This is a genomic window from Pandoraea sp. ISTKB, from assembly GCF_001721285.1.
GTDB lineage: Bacteria > Pseudomonadota > Gammaproteobacteria > Burkholderiales > Burkholderiaceae > Pandoraea > Pandoraea capi.
Map to the genome: position 1 here is coordinate 1 of NZ_MAOS01000056.1, position 18,793 is coordinate 18,793.

Here is an 18,793-nt window from a genome sequence, read left to right on the forward strand (position 1 = left end):
ACCACCTTGACATGGTGGGGGTCGTTGGTTCGAATCCAATCGAGCCTACCAACGAAATTTAATGCATTACAGTCCGCGAAACCCCGCAGACACAGGCGCTGGAAAACACTCATGTTGAAGACTGCCCGAACTTTCACAGTGGTGAAGGTGCGACGTTAAGTCGAGGGTGTTTTTCGTCTGGATGCAAGGAATGAAGAGACGGCCTCGACGACAGTCGAGGCCGTTTTTTTTCGTGGTTTGCCGCGTGGCGTGGGCCGCGCGTGACGTTTTTGCGCATGGGAGTGCGACATGATTTCGGTACGTTTGCCTGACGGTTCGCAACGCCAGTACGAAGCCCCGCTCACGGTGGCGCAAGTGGCCGGCTCGATCGGCACGGGGCTGGCCAAGGCGGCCCTCGCAGGTCGCGTCGACGGCAAGCTGGTCGACACGTCTTATCTGATCGATCGCGACGTGAGTCTCGCCATCGTCACGGATAAGGATGCCGACGGCCTGGACATCATTCGTCACTCGACGGCTCACTTGCTGGCATATGCCGTCAAGGAGTTGTTCCCCGAGGCGCAGGTCACGATCGGTCCGGTCATCGACAACGGCTTCTACTACGACTTCTCGTTCCACCGTGCTTTCACGCCGGAAGACCTCGAAGCCATCGAGAAGAAGATGCATGAGCTCGCCAAGAAGGACGAGCCCGTCACGCGCGAAGTGATGTCGCGCGACGACGCCGTGCGTCTGTTCATGTCGATGGGCGAGAAGTACAAGGCGGAGATCATCGAATCGATTCCGGCAACGGATGAGATCGGCCTGTATCGCGAAGGCAAGTTCGTCGACCTGTGCCGTGGTCCGCACGTGCCGTCGACGGGCAAGCTCAAGGTATTCAAGCTGATGAAGGTTGCCGGCGCCTACTGGCGCGGCGATGCGAAGAACGAGCAGTTGCAGCGTATCTATGGCACGGCCTGGACGAAGAAGGAAGACCAGGACGCGTATCTGCATATGCTCGAAGAGGCGGAGAAGCGCGATCACCGCAAACTCGGCCGTGCGCTGGACTTCTTCCATATGCAGGAAGAGGCGCCCGGTCTCATCTTCTGGCACCCGAAGGGCTGGACGCTCTGGCAGCAGGTTGAGCAGTACATGCGTCGCGTCTATCGCAACAACGGGTATCAGGAAGTGAAGGGGCCGCAGATTCTCGACCGCTCTCTCTGGGAAAAGTCGGGGCACTGGGAGAACTACAAGGACAACATGTTCACGACGGAGTCGGAGAATCGCGCTTATGCGCTGAAGCCGATGAACTGTCCTGGGCACGTTCTGATTTTCAATTCGGCGTTGCATAGCTATCGCGATCTGCCGCTGCGCTACGGCGAGTTCGGGCAATGTCATCGCAACGAGCCGTCGGGCGGTTTGCACGGTTTGATGCGCGTGCGCGGGTTCACGCAGGACGACGGTCACATTTTCTGTACGGAAGATCAGATCCTCGACGAGTGCGTGAACTACACGGCGCTGTTGCATGCCGTCTACAAGGATTTCGGCTTTACGGACATGATCTACAAGGTCGCCACGCGCCCTGAGCATCGTGTCGGTTCCGACGAGAACTGGGACAAGGCCGAATTTGCGTTGATGGAATCGCTGCGCCGTTCGGGTTGTGAATTCGAGATTGCCGAGGGCGACGGGGCGTTTTACGGTCCGAAGATCGAATACACGCTCAAGGACGCGCTGGGTCGTCAGTGGCAGTGCGGCACGATGCAGGTCGACTTCTCGATGCCTGAGCGTCTCGACGCCGAGTACGTCGCCGAGGACAACAGCCGCAAGCGCCCCGTCATGCTTCACCGCGCGATCCTCGGGTCGCTCGAGCGTTTCATCGGTATTCTGATCGAGCACCATGCTGGTGCATTGCCGGTCTGGCTCGCGCCGGAGCAGGTGATCGTCATGAATGTCTCGGAAAAAACGGCCGATTACGCTCAGGAAGTGACGAAAAAGTTGAAAGAACAAGGGCTTAGGGCTCGGAGCGATTTGCGCAACGAGAAAATTAGCTATAAAATACGCGAGCACTCCTTGCAGAAAGTTCCCTATCTCATCGTAGTGGGGGATAAAGAGCAGGAGGGGAATACGGTAGCCGTGCGTGCCCGTGGCGGCGTGGATCTGGGTGTGATGCCCGTTGACGCGCTCATCGAACGTCTTGCGCAGGATTGCGCATCGTTCCAATAACGCCTGTCGGACAGCGCGGCTAAATTTTTGACTTTTTTCGAGGATAAGCAACATCGCTACCGATAAGTCGCATCGCATCAACGGCGAAATCACTGCGCCCGAAGTGCGTCTAAATGGCGTCGACAACGAGCCGCTCGGCATTGTGAAACTGGCAGAAGCTTTCCGTCTGTCCGAAGAGGCTGATGTCGATCTGGTGGAAATTGCACCGACCGCGAATCCGCCGGTTTGCCGTCTGATGGATTACGGCAAATTCAAGTATTCGGAACAGAAGAAAGCGCACGAGAACAAGCTGAAGCAGAAGGTTGTCCAGATCAAGGAAGTCAAATTCCGTCCTGGCACCGACGACGGTGACTACAACGTCAAGCTGCGCAATCTGAAGCGTTTCCTCGAAGACGGCGACAAGACCAAGATCACGCTGCGTTTCCGCGGTCGTGAGATGGCTCACCAGGAAATCGGTGCTCGTATGCTGGAACGTCTGAAGTCCGATCTCGAAGAGTTCGGCCAGCCGGAACAGATGCCGAAGATGGAAGGCCGTCAGATGATCATGGTCATCGCGCCGAAGAAGAAATAAGGCCGTGGTGGTGCCGAGTGGCGCCGTCAGGCAGTAAGGAATTGCCGCTGTAGTCCGCAAGGACCGCAGCAGCGATGCAGGGTGCAGTCAGACCCTGAAAATAAGTGGTCCCAGGTCCTGAAAGGGGCGCGATTTTGGCGTCACACCTGTGATCATGTTAAAAACCCTGGAGTTTTTCATGCCCAAGATGAAAACCAAGAGCGGTGCCAAGAAGCGCTTTCGCGTGCGTCCTGGCGGTACCGTTAAGCGTGGTCAGGCCTTTAAGCGTCACATTTTGACGAAGAAGACCACCAAGAATAAGCGTCACCTGCGCGGTGCCGTCGGCGTTCATGAGTCTGATCTGAACTCCGTACGCGCAATGCTGCCCTTCGCTTAAACCCCGACTTAGATAGGAGAGAAACATGCCTCGAGTCAAACGTGGGGTCACCGCACGGGCCCGCCATAAGAAAGTCATCGCAGCAGCCAAGGGTTTCCGCGGCCGCCGCAATAACGTCTTCCGCATCGCCAAGCAAGCGGTCATGCGCGCTGGGCAATACGCCTATCGCGATCGCCGTAACAAGAAGCGTGTGTTCCGCGCTTTGTGGATTGCGCGTATCAATGCAGGTGTGCGTCAGCACGGTATGACCTACAGCGTGTTCATCGCTGGTCTGAAGAAGGCCTCGATCGAACTCGACCGCAAGGTGCTGTCCGACATGGCCATCAACGACAAGCCGGCATTTGCCGCGATTGTCGCCCAGGTGAAAGCCGCCGTCGCAGCCTAAGCTGTAGTTAGCGTATAGCGCGTTTTATCGCGCGCCATTCGCCAGGAGGGGGCTCTCATCGGAGCCCCCTTTTGTTTTTCGCCCGCTTTTTTGCTTGAACATGCGGCCACTCCGACCGCCTAACCTGAGTCTGTAGCATATGGATCTGGAACTTATCGTCAGCGAAGCGCAGCGTGCATTCGCCGCCGCTCCCGACGCCGCCGCACTGGAAAACGAGAAAGCCCGCTTTCTTGGCAAGACCGGTCAGCTGACCGAGTTGCTCAAGGGCCTCGGCAAGCTCGATCCCGAAGCGCGCAAGACCGAAGGCGCACGGATCAATGCGGCCAAGCAACAGATCGAAGGCGCCTTGCAGGCGCGCCGTCAGGCCATGGCCGACGCGCTGCTCGATGCGCGCCTGTCCGCCGAGGCTATCGACGTCACGCTGCCCGGCCGAGGCCTGGGCGCTGGCAGCCTGCACCCTGTGCTCACCACCTGGGAGCGCGTTGAACAGATTTTCCGTTCCATTGGTTTCGACGTGGCCGACGGCCCCGAGATCGAATCCGACTGGTTCAACTTCACTGCGCTGAACAGCCCGGAAAATCACCCGGCCCGTTCGATGCAGGACACCTTCTATGTCGAAGGCAATGACGACGCCGGCAAGCCGTTGCTGCTGCGCACGCACACGAGCCCGATGCAGGTGCGCTACGCGCGCATGAACAAGCCGCCGATCAAGGTGATCGCGCCGGGCCGTACGTATCGCGTTGACTCCGATGCCACCCACTCGCCGATGTTCCATCAGGTCGAGGGGCTGTGGATCGCCGAAGACATCAGCTTCGCCGACCTGAAGGGTGTGTACACCGACTTCCTCCGCAAGTTCTTCGAGCGCGACGACATTCAGGTGCGTTTCCGCCCGTCGTACTTCCCGTTCACCGAACCGTCCGCCGAGATCGACATGCAGTTCGAGACCGGCAAGAACGCCGGCAAGTGGCTTGAGATCTCGGGTTCGGGGCAGGTGCATCCGACGGTGATCCGCAACATGGGGCTCGATCCCGAGCGCTACATCGGTTTCGCGTTCGGTTCGGGTCTGGAGCGACTCACGATGTTGCGTTACGGCGTGCAGGACCTGCGCCTGTTCTACGAGAACGACCTGCGCTTCCTGCGCCAATTCATGTAATCGATACCGGTTGCCCCTGGCTGGCGCGCAACGTCGCTGCCGCCGGGCTGCCGGAAGTGAAGACTTAACTGCGAGCGAACTGATCCATGCAATTCTCTGAATCGTGGCTGCGTACCCTGGTCGACCCGGATTTGTCGACGGACGCGTTGGCGCACGCCCTGACGATGTCCGGGCTGGAAGTCGAAGAAACCGATCCGGTCGCCCCGCCGTTTCACGGCGTGGTCGTGGCCAAGGTGCTCGAAGTCGCCCGTCATCCGGATGCCGACCGTCTGAATGTCTGCCAGGTGGATGCTGGCACCGGCGAGACGCTCACCATCGTGTGCGGAGCGCCGAACGTTGCACCGGGCATCAAGGTGCCTTGCGCGACCGTGGGCGCAGCATTGCCGCCGGCAGAAGCCGGCGGTGCACCGTTCCAGATCAAGATCGGCAAGCTGCGCGGCGTGCAGAGCTTCGGCATGTTGTGCTCGGCACGCGAGCTGAAGCTCTCGGAAGATCACGCCGGCCTGATGATCCTGCCGGAAGATGCGCCGGTCGGCATGAACATCCGCGAGTATCTCGATCTCGACGACACGGTGTTCGTCGTCAAGCTCACCCCTAACAAGGCGGATTGCCTGTCGCTGCTCGGCGTGGCGCGTGAAGTCGCTGCCATCACCGGCGCTCCGCTCAAGGATCTGCCGGGGCAGGGCGCGCAAGCGGCGACCATCGCCGACACGTTGCCCGTGCGCATCAGCTCGCCGGACGGCTGCGGCCGCTTCGGTGGTCGCATCATCCGTAACGTCAATGCCGCCGCACCGTCGCCGCGCTGGATGGTCGAACGCCTCGAGCGCGCTGGCCAGCGCAGCATCTCGGCGTTGGTCGACATCACCAACTACGTGATGCTCGAACTGGGCCAACCGTTGCACGTCTACGATCTGAACCGTCTGCAAGGCGGGATCGATGTGCGCTTCGGTCGTGCGGGTGAAACGCTCAAGCTGCTCAACGAACAGACCGTGACGCTCGATGAGAGCACGCTCGCGATCACCGACGCCAGCGGCCCGATCGGCCTGGCAGGCATCATGGGCGGTGATTCGACGAAGGCTGGTCTGGAGACGCAGAACATCTTCCTGGAAGGCGCGTTCTTCTTCCCGCAGGCAATTCAGGGACGTGCACGCAAATACAACTTCACGAGCGATGCGTCGCATCGCTTTGAGCGCGGTGTCGACTTCGCGGGCAATGTGCGTGCGCTTGAACGCGCAACGCAACTGGTGCTCGAGATTTGCGGTGGTCAGGCGGGTCCGCTGGAAGACCAGGTTGCGAAGCTGCCCGAGCGTCAGCCGGTGAAGATGCGCGTGGCGCGTGCCGTCAAGATCCTGGGCGTGCCGGTCTCCGAGCAGGAGATGAGCGAGATCTTCACGCGTCTCGGCCTGCCGTTCACGTTGCAGGATGGCGTGTTCGAAGTGACGCCGCCGTCGTACCGTTTCGACATCGAGATCGAAGAAGATCTGATCGAAGAGATTGCGCGCATTTACGGTTTCGACCGCATTCCGGCCAATCCGCCGGTGGCAGCGAGCGAAATGCGTCCCACGCAGGAAGGCCGCCGTTCGCAGCATGCCGTTCGTCATGCCGTCGCCGCGCGTGACTATCACGAGACGGTTGGTTTCAGCTTTGTCGACGTGGAATGGGAAGCCGACTTTGCGGGCAATGACAATCCGATAAAGTTGCTCAATCCGATCGCGAGTCACCTTGCCGTGATGCGCTCGACGCTCATCGGCAGCCTGATTGCGACGGCACGCTACAACCTGAATCGCAAGGCATCGCGCGTTCGCGTGTTCGAAATCGGTCGCACCTATCACCGTGACAACACGGTGGCATCGGGCGAGTTGAGCGTTGGCGGTTATCGTCAGCCGCTGACGGTTGCCGCACTGGCTTATGGTCCGGTGCTCGAAGAGCAGTGGGGTGCGGCAGCACGTCAGGTCGATTTCTTCGACGTGAAGGGCGATCTCGAAGCGTTGCTGGCACCGCGCACGGCACGTTTCGTGAAGGCTGAGCATCCGGCGCTGCATCCGGGGCGCAGTGCTGCGATCGAAGTGGATGGCAAGCGCGTGGGCTTCATCGGTGAACTTCACCCGCGCTGGCAGCAAAAGTACGATCTGCCGCACGCACCGGTGCTGTTCGAAATCGAAGCCGAGGCGTTGTTCGGTCGTGACGTGGCAAGCTACGAGGACATCTCGAAGTTCCCGCCTGTCACCCGTGACATTGCCCTGGTGGTCGATCAGTCGCAGCCGGTGCAGGTGTTGCTCGATGCCATGCTCGCCGCACGTCAGGACGATCCGGCGTGCAACGTAGTGCAATCGGTGCGCCTGTTCGACGAGTTCCGGCCCAAGGCCGGCGCGGCGTCGGGCTCGCTGGGAGCGCAGGACAAAAGCGTGGCGTTTCGTGTTACTCTGCAAGACCCCTCGGGTACGTTGCAGGACGAGACGGTCCAGGGCGCCATTAACGCACTGGTACAACGGGTAGAAGGGTTTGGCGCACGTTTGCGCGCCTAAAGCTCAGTAAAAATCCGGGTGCGAGTGGGTTATCGCACTGTCATCGCCATCGCGTGGGACGTATGAACGAAATGAATCCTGGTGAATTTGAAGCCATGCTTGCGGCGCAGCGGATTGCGCTGGGCCGCAGCGAAGTGAACGAGGTCTCGACCGAGGCGCCGACACTGACGAAGGCCGAACTGGCTGAGCTGCTGTTCGAGCACGTCGGTCTGAACAAGCGCGAAGCGAAGGATATGGTCGAAGCCTTCTTCGAATCGATTCGCGATGCGCTTGAGTCCGGTGACAGCGTCAAGCTGTCCGGCTTCGGTAACTTCCAACTGCGCGACAAGCCAAAACGGCCGGGCCGGAATCCGAAGACGGGCGAGGAGATTCCGATCGCTGCGCGTCGTGTCGTCACCTTCCACGCCAGCCAGAAGCTCAAGTCGATGGTCGAGTCTGGCGTACTGAGCAAGTAATTCCCCGGCCGCCGCATTCTGTGGCGGCCGCTGGTTTTTCGTCCGCAATTTAACCGTCGTCCCATTCCGCTAACGCCGCGATGGATCACGTTGCCTTGCCGCCGATTCCCGCCAAGCGTTACTTCACCATCGGTGAGGTGAGCGAGCTATGTGGTGTCAAGCCGCATGTGCTGCGCTATTGGGAGCAAGAGTTCACGCAGCTGCGTCCGGTCAAGCGACGCGGCAACCGACGGTACTACCAACATCACGAAGTCCTGCTGATCCGGCGAATCCGGGAACTGCTCTATGAGCAGGGCTTCACCATCAACGGCGCACGCAATCGTCTGGAGGCGGACACGCCCCGCGGTGCCCGCGCATCCAGTGCCGCCAGCGCCCAGGCGTCTGGTCAGGCGACTGCCGATACAGCGGTAATGGACGAAGGGGCGCTCGACGTAGGCGACCTGCGCCGCCGCCTTGAATCCGTCATCGACCTGCTGAAGTCCTGAGCCGGGGTCGTCCGGCTTATCCGGCCTATTCGGTCTATCCGGCGTCACGTCCTGGTGCTCGCCGGATCCGGGATTCTCCTAATGCGGCGGTGGCCGAAACTTCCGTAATCCGAGATAAGGCACGCTTCACGGCGGGGTGACGCTCGTCCGGCACGATGAACGCCATACATCCCCCGATTGAGACGATACAGAACGACTTCCGGGGGCGAGGCGATTGCCTTACACTTGCCGGAAACATGGCGCCCGTCAGTGGCGTCGCCTGGATCCTCTTAACGAACGGGCCAATACCGACCTTATCGCGCGGGGGCGCGAGGGCAGAAAGGATCTCGACCTATGGCGGAACCGAGCATGATGGGAGCGCGACGCGGACGTTGGGCGACTTCCTATCGCTCGATCGTCGCGATCCTGATTTTCGGTCTCCTGATCCTTGTCCTCCTCTGGACGGCGGTGCTCTGGCGCATCTCCATCGAGCACAAAGCCATTCTGCGTGACACGGCGGCGTCGGCATCGACGGTCTCCACCGCGCTGGAACAACAGACCTTGCGCGCCATTCGTCAGGTCGATCAGATCACGCGCTTCGTGAAGTATGAGTACGAACGCCGCCACAACGATTTCAATCTGAAGCAGACGCTTTCCGACGGCATCGTGTCCGAGCGCTACATGGTGCTCGTGAGCGTGGCGGATGCCAAAGGCAACATCGTCACCGCCACGATGCCTGGCACTGCGGGCGTGAACATTGCCGATCGCGAGCATTTTCGAGTGCATCTCGACGACGAGAGCGACGGTTTGTTCATCAGTCACCCGGTCTTCGGTCGCGTCTCGCGCAAGTGGGTGCTCCAGTTCAGCCGACGCCTGAACAATCCCGACGGCACCTTCGCAGGGGTGGTCGTGGTGTCGCAGGAGCCGAGTTACTTCACGTCCGATTTCTATACGAACGCCGTGCTCGGGCAGTACGGGCAGATCGCCGTGATTGCGGACGATGGCGCGTTGCTCGCGCGTAGCACCGGCGCGAGCGTCGCCATTACCGGGACCGGCGAGTTGCCGCCGTTCACCGCCGAGCAACGGAGTTCCGGTGTGCAGCGCGATCCGATCGATGGCGTGGAGCGCATCGTCGCCTATCGCCATTTGCGCGATTACCCGCTCGCAGTACAGGTGGGGTTGTCGCTTGATGAGGAGTTGTCCGAGTACCGTCACGTCGAGCGTGTCTATCTCACGATGGCGACGTTCATTTCGGTGGCGCTCGTGGTGTTCTTCGCGCTCATCGCCTACCTGATGCAACGTCTGATCGGCCGGGATCAGCAACTCACAAGGCTCATTTCCTACGACGCGCTCACCGGTCTGCCGAACCGCTATGCGTTGATGGAGTCGTTACGCCAGTCGCTGTCGAGTCCCGATCAACTGGGCAAGGTCGCCCTGCTGCACATCGATCTCGACAACTTCAAGAGTGTGAACGACACGCTTGGCCATTCGCAGGGCGACGAGATCATCCGGCAGGTCTCGGAGCGTTTCATTCCCCGTATGCCCGCCGGGGCGATGCTTGCGCGTTTCGCCGGCGACGAGTTCATGGTGCTGCTCGAAGGCGATGGAGCGCCCGAACAAGCCGAGCCGCTGGGGGAAACGCTGCTGGCGGCGCTAAAGGCGCCCATGGTGGCGGACGGCACGTCGTTTGCGCTGCATGCGAGCATCGGGGTGACGTTCTGGTCCAAGCCTGAAGAGACCGAGGCGGATCTCATCAAGAAGGCGGATCTCGCGATGTACTCGGCCAAGGAGGCCGGCAAGAGCGTGGTGCGCGTCTATACGCAGCAAATGACGTATCAGGCCCATCAACTGGTCGTCTGGGAGCGTCAGATGGAGCAGGCGCTGGCGAACGGGGAGTTCTTCCTGGCGTATCAGCCGATCATTTCGCTCGGCAGCGATTGCATCTGCGGCATGGAAGCGCTGATTCGCTGGCGTCACCCGGAGCGTGGGGTGCTCAGCGCAGGCGAGTTCATCCCGCTGGCGGAGACGACCGGTCAGATCGTGGCCATCGGCGAGTTCGCGCTCACGCAGGCCTGCCGTCAACTCGTGGCCTGGCGCGATACGCCGATGGGCTCGCTGCGGCTGGCCGTGAATGTCTCGTCCGTGCAGTTCTGGCGGGGGGATATCGGGGAACTGGTCGAGCGTCTGGTCAAGGAATACGCCATTGAGCCACATCGGCTCGAACTGGAAATCACCGAATCGGTGATGGTGAAGAATCCGGCACTCGTGGAGATGAAGATCGAGCAGTTCAAACGTGCCGGTTTGCGCATTGCGCTGGATGATTTCGGCACCGGTTACTCGTCGTTGTCCTATCTGACACGTTTTCCCGTCGACACATTGAAAGTCGATCGCTCGTTCGTCGAATCGATTCCCGATTCATCGCGCTCATGCCTGATGATTTCGAATATCGTCAATATTGCCCGCTCGCTCGGCATCGAGTTGATCGTCGAGGGGGTAGAGAACGAACGACAACTCGATTGGCTGCGTCACTTCGTTCCACTCAGCGCTCAAGGCTATTTATTTTCCCGTCCGGTGGAAATTGAGCAGCTGGATTCGCTAATTGCCCGATTTGGCATTTGCCGATAAAGAAGCAGTAAATGATAAACGTAAAACCGAGCTAGTTAATACGTTAAATAGATATTGGTAATATTTCGAATGTTCGACGGTTTTTCATACGGCATCATCGTCGGAGTACTATAGAATCACTTCGTTCTCGCAATGGTTTGAAACGGCGTGAACGGATGGCCGTCAGCCCCAACCGGCAGTAGATCGGGCAGGGGCGACGGGCTGTCAACAGCCTGCAATTGTCGGGGTGGACAATGGCAGGTAGCAGGGATCCGAAGGCGCGGGGCGCGACAAGCCGGGGATCGGAAACGAGGAAAAGTGTTTGACGCGCAGACCAGAATTGGCAGGAATTCGCAGGCACAACGAATGCCGGTCGTGACCAGATGCGCTGTCCGGGGAAGTGACAGAAACGCGACTAGATTGAAGCGAATACTTTGCCAACGTAATAAGTGAAAAATATTAGAACGAGCGTTTGATTTTCGGATGAGGATAAGGCATTGGCTTTATGCCGCCTGTGTCTCGGTCGGCGTGCTGGTCGCCTGCTGGGTTGCCGCTGACCGCACGGCGACGTCTCTGGTTGGTGACAAGCTCTCGCAGAGTGTCGATGCGGGGCAAACGGTCGCTGATCGCGTTGCCGACGGCATGGTGCACGCCATCAACACGGATTTGTCGATGGTCAGAGCCATCCCGTCGACACTGGCCGAGGTGGATTTGTTGCGTGACGTTCTGCCCGCAGCGGGCGCCCGCCCTGCGAGCGCGGACATCGTGGCGCGCGCCAACGAATTTCTGCGCGGGGCGCAGGGCTACTTCGGTGTAGACCGCGTGTGGGTGCTCGACCCCAATGGCGTCTGTGTGGCGGCAAGCAACTATCGTGATGCGCCATCTCCCATCGGGCAATCCGTGGCCGGTGTTCCGTACGTCACACACGCCTTGCTCGGCGATCGCTTCGAGGGCTATGCCTCCGGTTGGGAGCAGCAGGCGCCCGGTCTTTACTTCAGCGCCCCCATTTATCGTGACGGTTCGCTGATCGGCGTGGTCATGACCAAGATCGGACTCACGCGTCTGCGCCATTGGGTTGGCAGCGGGGAGTCGTTCATCACCGACGGCAACGGTGTCGTCATCATGGCCAACGATCCGCGCTTCGAGAATCGCTTCATGCTCGACGGCAAGCTCGGTTCGCTGTCTGACGTCGAGCGTCTGGCGTTGTATCAGCGTAACGATTTCGCGCGCATGCCGATCTCGCAGTTCAAGCGGGCGCCGGGGCGCTCCAATGCCTGGGTGCCGCAGGAATTGCTCGACCGGATGTCCGAATTCAACGACCAGCACAAGCCGTTCGTGATCTCGTCGCGTCCGAGTTCGAGTAACGATCTGGTGGTCTATGCGGTCGAGAACGTCGAAGCCTGGGATGCATTGACGCGCCAGCACGCCAAGGATCTGGCGCTGTGCTTGTTGCTGTACCTGGGCGGTGTCGTCATCGTGGCGCTGGCCGGCTGGACTTACTGGCGCGAGCGTGTGCAGCATCGCGAGATGCGTCAATCAAACGAAGAGCTCCGTGCGGCGAACAACCAGTTGGCGTTCGAAGCCAGCTACGACGAACTGACCGGTAGCCTCACGCGGCGCTACTTCTTCCATCGTTTCGAGCAGTTGCTGGAGGCCGCGCAACGCAAGAACGAACCGATGAGCCTCATCGTGGCCGATCTCGATCACTTCAAGACGATCAACGACACCTACGGGCACGCCATCGGCGATCAGGTGCTGTGCCGGTTTGTGCTCGTCTGCTCGTCGACACTGCGCGGTGACGATCTGATCGGACGCATCGGTGGCGAGGAGTTTGCGATTTTGCTGCCGGGCGCGAGCGAGCGCGATGCCCTACGGGTAGCCGACCGGATTCGTGAGCGCTGCAAACGTGAATCGCTGGAAGGCAGCGAACCGCCGCTGCGCTTCTCGGCCAGTTTCGGCATCACTGAATGGCAGGAGACAGATTCACCGATGAACATGGTCGAGCGCGCCGACATGGCGCTGTATCGCGCCAAGCGCGCCGGACGCGATCGCTGCTGGGTGTTCTAAGACCGCCAGTCCAGTTTCGCTGCGGTTACCAATGTCACGTTTGGTAACCAAAGAGCGAGTCCTTTCCCCGCATTTCACGGGAACCCGCATGTCTAACGGATCAAGCAGGCGTGGCGAATGCTTCGTCACGCAGGATCCGAATAGTTCGTGCAGGAGACATCATCGTGAAACGCATACTCATGCTGGCCGGCGGCGCTGCCGTGGCCTTATTGTTGGGCGGTTGTGTGGCGGTGCCTTACGGGGCGCCCGCATACGGCGGCGGATATTACAGCGGATACGACTACGCGCCTGGTTACTACGCGCCGGGCTATGCCGTGGCGCCGGCGCCGGTTGTCACGTTCGGCGTGTCGGGCGGGTACTACGGGGGCGGCTATCACCGCGGATGGGGGCGTGGCCGTGGGTGGGGCTGGCATCACTGATGCCGCATCTGCGAGCCGAACCTTCGGCGTCGCAGACACTTGACTGCAGATACCTGACCGATATCGCAGCATTACCCGGGGGCGAGGGCATAGCCAACGCGCCCGGGCCGGGCAACGCCGACTCGTGTCAGAACTCCGACAGCGCGAAATCTTCCTTCGACACGTCGCACTCCGGGCAGCGCCAGTCGGCGGGCACATCGGCCCAGCGCGTGCCGGGGGCGAGGCCGTCGTCCGGCGCGCCTTCGGCTTCGTTATAGATCCAGCCGCAAATCAGGCAAATCCAGCTCTTGAATTCAGTGGGGGTGTCCAGCGTGGTGGTCATGATGTCGATTCATCAGGGAAAACTTGGGCGACCCGCATTGTAAGGCACGAGCGCGACATCGTCCTGTTCGCGAACCGGCGCCGGTGCGCAAAGTTAATCCAGATCAATGGATCGAAGGGGAAATGCCAGTGGAGCGCCGCGGCGCCAAGGCAGGGGATGCGCCGGTAGACGCCGGCGCGGCAACCGTCACCAGTGAATCTGGTTGAGGAAGATCGGGGCCATCTGGGCCAGCGAGTTCAGCAGGGACATGGCGGTATCGCGGTGCGAGACTTCCTTCCACAACCGGCTTTCCTTCACGACACGATCGCGATCTTCCGAGGTCTGCACATCGGGTTCGCGCAGCCGCTTGATCAGATCGATGACGGAGGCCCGGTCGACGGTTTCGGTGACCGAGTGTCGCGCGAGCAATTCGTCCAGATGGACGCGTTCGGCTTCCGTTACCGATGTGTCGAGCGTATCGGTGCGGGCGTCTGCAGGCGTGGCGTTGACGGACGGCTTGTCGGATTGGGTCATACGAGACGTTCTCCTCGCGAGGTGTCGCATGTCTCCATCATAGGCCGTTTCCCTTGTGCTGCGAACCCTCCCGTGCACGCGATGCCGGGCACCCGAGCCGTGAATCGGCAGGGAGCGGTTGGCAGCATCTCGTGCTGTTTCGCGCCGATTCTCGACGTGTCAAAGCTGTGACAAGGCGGCTTGGAAGCAGGGTAGACGTGCCCCGGAAACGAGCCAGAAGCGGTGGCAAACGTCAAGCCTAATAAATTTGTCCAATGCTGACGCTGAAACGGGCAATCCTCTTGACAGCGTGTAACGACGGGCGTTCTGCGAGGGTGGTGTGAGGTTATCCAGTGGGTTATCCACAGAAGCTGTGGGTAACTTTAGGGGGGCGACAGGGATTCGCCGCGATGTCAGCGGCGTGACCCCTGTGTGACGTGTCACCGGAACAGTGGACGCAGCATCAGCAGGGCGAAGAACAGCGCAACACCGACAGGCAACAGTCCCGTGAAGAAGGCGGGCCACGGGGCGCGTGCGCGGCGGCGTGCACCGAACGACGAGATCAATCCCGCGCAAAGGCACAGCACCCCGACACCCCAGGTGGGGTTCGGACTCTTGAGGACCCAGGCGGCCGCAGCGAGCAGCCCGATCCACGCGAGCGGCGTGGCGCCCGGCGGCGGCGGTGTGACGTCGACAGCGGCCGGCTTGGCTTGACGGGCTTTGTTGGCGGTGTCTCGAGGCTCAGGGGTATTAGCGGACATTGCGATTCATGAGAGGCGGTAGGCGTGTCGGAAATCGATGGGGACGACACGCGAAAGCCGCAGCATAGCAAACGTGATGGCCAATCGCTCAGGACGTCACGCCATGCAAGGTGAGCGCGCCGGGATGTCGCTGCGACATCCCGGGGTTTCGCTCCGGTGCATCGACATACCAGACGGATGTCGAGTCGACGTCGCGCGTCGGCGCGAAGGCGGGCGGCGTGGCACACCGGTTGTCGAGGTCGACGTGCCACTTGTGCACCGGCTGGCCCGTGAACGTGGCGGCCATGGCGGAAGTGGCGGCGGGGCGCTTGTCCGGGATCGGCGCGTTCGGCATCGCCCGAACGGCCACACAAGGTTGATGAAATGCGTCGACGGGCGTGGCGGAGGCCGGCGGCATCGACTGCGCTCGGGCAAGTGGCGATGCGCTCAGCGCCAGAAGACCGAGTATGAGGAGGGCGAGGACTCCCCTAAGGTCGACGCGCCGCCATTCGGCAACAGCGGTTGGGTCGACTGCCGTCGACCGGGGGCGTCGAAGGTCGTGGCGAGGCGGTGTGACGTGTCTCGGCGGCATGATGGGCTCCGTCGGGGCAATCGTTGAGAGGGAGATCGCATCGAAGCGCATGGCGCATCGTGCAACGTTTCCCGCAACCAGAAGCCAATATCGTGCCGGGTTCGATAACTTTTTGATTTGTATGGTGTTATTCGTGATGCGACACAAGCTGAAGTCACTTCACCTGCATCAAGTGTTGCAGTTCCGAAACGTGCACTGGAGAATCGACGTCGAGGCGCTTCATGTGCCATGCCAATACGCAGGCATTCTCAGACTCCCTGAATACTGTATATAATTACAGTATTCACTCCACGGCGAGACACGATATCCCATGAAAGCCAACTACTCCATCGCCGACATCGAACAGGCGATCAATTACTGGACAAGCCATCAGGCCGCCGACAGCAACCTGTCGCTCTGCCCGTCGGCACGCGCGTTGGCGAACGTTTATGGCGAGATGATCTATCGTCGAGAGACGAGCGTTGCCGCCGACGCCCTCAATGGCGAGCAAAGTCAGGCGATCGAGACGGCCTTGCATCAAATGGAGTTGGGCCTCGCGCCTTGAATTGGCGCTTGGCGTTCAGCGGATGAATCCGGAGCGCGGCGCGCCGAAATCCATCGGGAGCCATCGAACTCAGGCCGGGTGAGCCGTATGCCGACGTGCAGACCATTGCTCAAGCCAATGCTCGATACCGTCGGCCGATAGCGCAGGCGAGAACAGATAGCCTTGTGCGACGCGATAGCCCTGTGCGACCAGCAGATCGCGCTGGGCTTCGTCTTCCACGCCTTCCGCGACCACGGTGAGATGCAGGTTGCGGCCGATGCTGATGATGGCATTGGTCAGCGCACGTACCGTTTCGTCGCGTGTAATGTCATGGACGAAGCTGCGATCGAGCTTCAGTTCCGAGACCGGCAGACGCCGCAGATACCCCAGACTCGAATAGCCGGTGCCGAAATCGTCCATCGAGAGACGCACGCCCATGTTGTGGACTTCCTCGATGATGCGCAACGTGCTCGGGTTGTGGTCCATCAGCACGCTTTCCGTGATTTCGATGGCCAGGCACGACGGCGGCAACTCGTGATCGGCCAGCGCCTCGGCAATCGTGCGCGGCAGATCGTGGTCGTGGAAATTGGTCGGCGACAGGTTGACCGACACATTGCTGATGCCGATGCCGCGCCGCCGCCAATCGGCCAGTTGACGGCACGACTCGCGCAGCGTCCACGTCCCCAGTTCGCCGATCAGTCCGCATTCTTCCGCAAGCGCGATGAAGCGCGACGGCGGCACGTCACCGTGTTGCGGATGTTTCCAGCGCGTGAGCGCTTCCGCCCCGTACACCGAGTCGTCGAGCAGATTGATCTGCGGCTGATAGAAGAGTTCGAGCTTGCCCAGACGAAGGGCGTCGCGCATGGCGGTCTCGAGTTCGAGGCGCTCCTGCGCGTGGATATTCATGTCTTCGCTGTAGAAGCGCACGCTGCCCGGACTCGTCATCTTTGCCTGATACATCGCCATGTCGGCATGTTGCAGCAGGATGTCGAATTCGCGACCGTGATTCGGAAACAGGCTGATGCCGAAGCTGCCCGACGGGACCAGCGTCACCCCGTCGATCTGGCACGGCGCCGTGAGGGCGCTGCGCATACGTTCGATGGCGATGTCGAGCCGCTCCGGGTCGCACTCTGTGAGCACGGCCACGAACTCGTCGCCCGAGAGTCGCGCGACGATGTCCGCACCACGTAGCGCCCGGCGCAGACGCTGGGCGATCGTGCGCAGCAGCACGTCTCCCGCCTGATGACCGAGCGAGTCGTTGACCTGCTTGAATCGGTCCAGATCGATGAAGATGACGGCCATGCGCGTGTTCAATTCCGTCGCGCTGGCAATGGCCTGTGCGGCGAGCACGCCGAGCATGCTGCGGTTGGGCAGGCCGGTCAGGCTGTCGGAGAACGCCAACTGACGAATACGCGTGCGCGATTCGTCGCGCTCGAAGGCGAGCTTGCAGAGATGCACGCACACGTCGACCAGACGCTCGTGCAGCGCATTCGGGCCGCGCACGGTGCGGTAATAGAACGCCAGCACGCCGAGCACCCGCCCGTCGTTCGCAATGATCGGCATGGCCCATGACGCCGCCAGTCCGAACTCGGTGGCCATCTCCCGAAAATCCGCCCAGCGCGGGTCGTTCGCAATGTCGGTCACGATGACGGGGCGCGCCAGAAAGGCCGCCGTGCCGCAGGTGCCCACGTTCGGCCCGATGGCAACGCCGTCGATCGTCTTATGGTATTGCGCGGGCAGACTTGGCCCGGCTTGCGGGCGCAACCGGCCCTCGGCGTCGACCCGCACGACCGAGGCCATGACCTCGGGGGCGATCTGCTCCAGTTCGCGGCACACGAGCGTGAGCACTTCCACGAGCGGTGCATCGCGCACCATCGCGGCCAGCGCCTTGTGCTGCAACACTTCCTGAATCTTCGATTGCGTGATGTCGGTGAACAGCACCACGGCATTCACGAGCTTGCCGTGGGTATCCAGAATCGGGTTCGTGACAACGGAGACCCACAGCGGCTGACGCTGCGCGGTCCGTACGAGCACTTCGCAATGGCAACTGCGGCCGTCGCGGGCGGCAACCAGACACCCCGAGAGCGCCTGCCGGATGTCGACCGCCGACGCGTCGTCGGCGAACTCGCCCAACGGCGCATCGGCGAACGGGGCATGCGCCAATTTGCCGAGCACCTCGCTCGCGGCATAGCCGAGCATGCGCGTGAAGCCTGCATTCACGTAACAGACGCTGCCCTGTGCGTCGGTGATGAGCACGGCGTTGTCCGTCTCGTCGACGCCGAGCGAGAGCAGGTGCAGGCGGGCGTCGTCGGCGGCCTGGCGCGCCACGCGCTCGGTCACGTCCACGGCGAACTTGATCACGTAAGTGAGATTGCCGTCGTCGTCGAATACGGGGTTGTAAGTGGCTTCGAGCCAGAGCGCGCTGCCGTCGCGGCGAAGACGCCGTACCTGATCGGTGTGCGAGCGTCGGGTGCTGACGACTTGGGCGAGTGCGTCGCCGCAGGTGTCGTCGAGCGGATCGCACAGCATGGCGTGGCGTTTGCCGATCAGCGCGTCGCGTGTGTACCCGAAGACACCGAGGAGTTTGTCGTTGACATCGACGACGGTGCCATCCGGCGTGAGCGTGAGCATGCCCAGCGAGCGGTCGAGTGCTTCGAGCAACGCTTCGCGCCCTGGCGCCGGTGTGGCGCCGACGGCGGACGGTGAACCGGGCGCGACCATCGAGCGGACCTCCTCGGACGTCCTGAGGACATTGTCGGGTGTGACTGGGGCTGACACGCCAAAATCGCTTTCAAGTATAGCGACCTGCGGGGGCAGGCTCACGTGGGAGAAACCGGGAGACGTCACGTGACGATGGCGTCCCGGGCAATACGACAGACGGAAGAAAAGCGGTCGGCGGACGGTATTGG

Annotated in this window: 17 protein-coding genes; 12 read left to right on the plus strand and 5 right to left on the minus strand. The window is 61.2% G+C overall.

Annotation, left to right across the window (positions count from 1 at the left end; all coding sequences use genetic code 11):
- The first annotated feature begins 288 nt into the window (after positions 1-288).
- From thrS to A9762_RS20890, 11 genes are all read left to right on the plus strand, one after another.
- On the plus strand, positions 289-2,196 hold the full coding sequence (thrS, locus tag A9762_RS20840; protein ID WP_069343920.1) for a threonine--tRNA ligase: 1,908 nt from the start codon (positions 289-291) through the stop codon (positions 2,194-2,196).
- 52 nt (positions 2,197-2,248) lie between these two features.
- Positions 2,249-2,767 carry a translation initiation factor IF-3 gene (gene infC, locus A9762_RS20845; protein ID WP_072617484.1) on the plus strand — a complete coding sequence of 173 codons (519 nt, stop codon included), beginning with the start codon at positions 2,249-2,251 and terminating at the stop codon, positions 2,765-2,767.
- A gap of 178 nt (positions 2,768-2,945) precedes the next feature.
- The gene (rpmI, locus tag A9762_RS20850; RefSeq protein ID WP_010806049.1) at positions 2,946-3,143 is read left to right on the plus strand and encodes a 50S ribosomal protein L35; all 198 of its coding nucleotides are present in this window, start codon (positions 2,946-2,948) and stop codon (positions 3,141-3,143) included.
- A 25-nt stretch (positions 3,144-3,168) separates the two neighbouring features.
- Positions 3,169-3,528, plus strand: coding sequence for a 50S ribosomal protein L20 (rplT, locus tag A9762_RS20855; protein ID WP_010806048.1), 360 nt, complete (start codon positions 3,169-3,171; stop codon positions 3,526-3,528).
- A 139-nt stretch (positions 3,529-3,667) separates the two neighbouring features.
- Positions 3,668-4,681 (plus strand): phenylalanine--tRNA ligase subunit alpha, encoded by a 1,014-nt coding sequence (gene pheS, locus A9762_RS20860; RefSeq protein WP_069343921.1) that lies wholly within the window; start codon positions 3,668-3,670, stop codon positions 4,679-4,681.
- 86 nt (positions 4,682-4,767) lie between these two features.
- Positions 4,768-7,206 (plus strand): phenylalanine--tRNA ligase subunit beta, encoded by a 2,439-nt coding sequence (pheT, locus tag A9762_RS20865; protein ID WP_069343922.1) that lies wholly within the window; start codon positions 4,768-4,770, stop codon positions 7,204-7,206.
- 62 nt (positions 7,207-7,268) lie between these two features.
- Positions 7,269-7,661 carry an integration host factor subunit alpha gene (locus A9762_RS20870; RefSeq protein WP_069343923.1) on the plus strand — a complete coding sequence of 131 codons (393 nt, stop codon included), beginning with the start codon at positions 7,269-7,271 and terminating at the stop codon, positions 7,659-7,661.
- 80 nt (positions 7,662-7,741) lie between these two features.
- Positions 7,742-8,146 (plus strand): MerR family transcriptional regulator, encoded by a 405-nt coding sequence (locus A9762_RS20875; RefSeq protein ID WP_069343924.1) that lies wholly within the window; start codon positions 7,742-7,744, stop codon positions 8,144-8,146.
- Between the two features lie 333 nt (positions 8,147-8,479).
- Positions 8,480-10,750, plus strand: a complete 2,271-nt coding sequence (locus A9762_RS20880) for an EAL domain-containing protein (RefSeq protein WP_240493653.1) — start codon at positions 8,480-8,482, stop codon at positions 10,748-10,750.
- 462 nt (positions 10,751-11,212) lie between these two features.
- The gene (locus tag A9762_RS20885; RefSeq protein ID WP_083254154.1) at positions 11,213-12,796 is read left to right on the plus strand and encodes a sensor domain-containing diguanylate cyclase; all 1,584 of its coding nucleotides are present in this window, start codon (positions 11,213-11,215) and stop codon (positions 12,794-12,796) included.
- Positions 12,797-12,960: 164 nt separating this feature from the next.
- A complete protein-coding gene (locus A9762_RS20890; protein ID WP_206093612.1) occupies positions 12,961-13,215 on the plus strand; it encodes a hypothetical protein in 255 nt (84 codons plus the stop codon).
- A gap of 127 nt (positions 13,216-13,342) precedes the next feature.
- On the opposite strand, the gene A9762_RS20895 is transcribed toward A9762_RS20890, so the two are convergent.
- The 4 genes from A9762_RS20895 to A9762_RS20910 form a co-directional block, all read right to left on the minus strand.
- Complete coding sequence (locus A9762_RS20895) at positions 13,343-13,537, minus strand: rubredoxin (protein WP_039397716.1); 195 nt, start codon at positions 13,535-13,537, stop codon at positions 13,343-13,345.
- A 186-nt stretch (positions 13,538-13,723) separates the two neighbouring features.
- Positions 13,724-14,050, minus strand: coding sequence for a hypothetical protein (locus A9762_RS20900; protein WP_069343927.1), 327 nt, complete (start codon positions 14,048-14,050; stop codon positions 13,724-13,726).
- Between the two features lie 419 nt (positions 14,051-14,469).
- Positions 14,470-14,790, minus strand: a complete 321-nt coding sequence (locus A9762_RS20905; RefSeq protein WP_069343928.1) for a hypothetical protein — start codon at positions 14,788-14,790, stop codon at positions 14,470-14,472.
- Between the two features lie 88 nt (positions 14,791-14,878).
- Complete coding sequence (locus A9762_RS20910; protein WP_069343929.1) at positions 14,879-15,187, minus strand: hypothetical protein; 309 nt, start codon at positions 15,185-15,187, stop codon at positions 14,879-14,881.
- 484 nt (positions 15,188-15,671) lie between these two features.
- Here A9762_RS20910 and A9762_RS20920 point away from each other — a divergent pair, with 484 nt between their 5' ends.
- Entirely contained in the window at positions 15,672-15,905 is a 234-nt protein-coding gene (locus tag A9762_RS20920) for a DUF3717 domain-containing protein (protein WP_069343931.1), read from the plus strand.
- Between the two features lie 69 nt (positions 15,906-15,974).
- On the opposite strand, the gene A9762_RS20925 is transcribed toward A9762_RS20920, so the two are convergent.
- Positions 15,975-18,605, minus strand: a complete 2,631-nt coding sequence (locus tag A9762_RS20925; protein WP_069343932.1) for an EAL domain-containing protein — start codon at positions 18,603-18,605, stop codon at positions 15,975-15,977.
- Positions 18,606-18,793: the final 188 nt, after the last annotated feature.

Coding starts and splice junctions, on each gene's coding strand:
- pheT (WP_069343922.1), top strand. CDS start 4,768: ATGCAATTCTCTGAATCGTGGCTGCGTACCCTGGTCGACCCGGATTTG.
- A9762_RS20900 (WP_069343927.1), bottom strand. CDS start 14,050: ATGACCCAATCCGACAAGCCGTCCGTCAACGCCACGCCTGCAGACGCC.
- rpmI (WP_010806049.1), top strand. CDS start 2,946: ATGCCCAAGATGAAAACCAAGAGCGGTGCCAAGAAGCGCTTTCGCGTG.
- rplT (WP_010806048.1), top strand. CDS start 3,169: ATGCCTCGAGTCAAACGTGGGGTCACCGCACGGGCCCGCCATAAGAAA.
- A9762_RS20885 (WP_083254154.1), top strand. CDS start 11,213: ATGAGGATAAGGCATTGGCTTTATGCCGCCTGTGTCTCGGTCGGCGTG.
- A9762_RS20925 (WP_069343932.1), bottom strand. CDS start 18,605: ATGGTCGCGCCCGGTTCACCGTCCGCCGTCGGCGCCACACCGGCGCCA.
- A9762_RS20880 (WP_240493653.1), top strand. CDS start 8,480: ATGGCGGAACCGAGCATGATGGGAGCGCGACGCGGACGTTGGGCGACT.
- A9762_RS20910 (WP_069343929.1), bottom strand. CDS start 15,187: ATGCCGCCGGCCTCCGCCACGCCCGTCGACGCATTTCATCAACCTTGT.
- thrS (WP_069343920.1), top strand. CDS start 289: ATGATTTCGGTACGTTTGCCTGACGGTTCGCAACGCCAGTACGAAGCC.
- A9762_RS20920 (WP_069343931.1), top strand. CDS start 15,672: ATGAAAGCCAACTACTCCATCGCCGACATCGAACAGGCGATCAATTAC.
- A9762_RS20895 (WP_039397716.1), bottom strand. CDS start 13,537: ATGACCACCACGCTGGACACCCCCACTGAATTCAAGAGCTGGATTTGC.
- A9762_RS20875 (WP_069343924.1), top strand. CDS start 7,742: ATGGATCACGTTGCCTTGCCGCCGATTCCCGCCAAGCGTTACTTCACC.
- A9762_RS20870 (WP_069343923.1), top strand. CDS start 7,269: ATGAACGAAATGAATCCTGGTGAATTTGAAGCCATGCTTGCGGCGCAG.
- A9762_RS20905 (WP_069343928.1), bottom strand. CDS start 14,790: ATGTCCGCTAATACCCCTGAGCCTCGAGACACCGCCAACAAAGCCCGT.
- pheS (WP_069343921.1), top strand. CDS start 3,668: ATGGATCTGGAACTTATCGTCAGCGAAGCGCAGCGTGCATTCGCCGCC.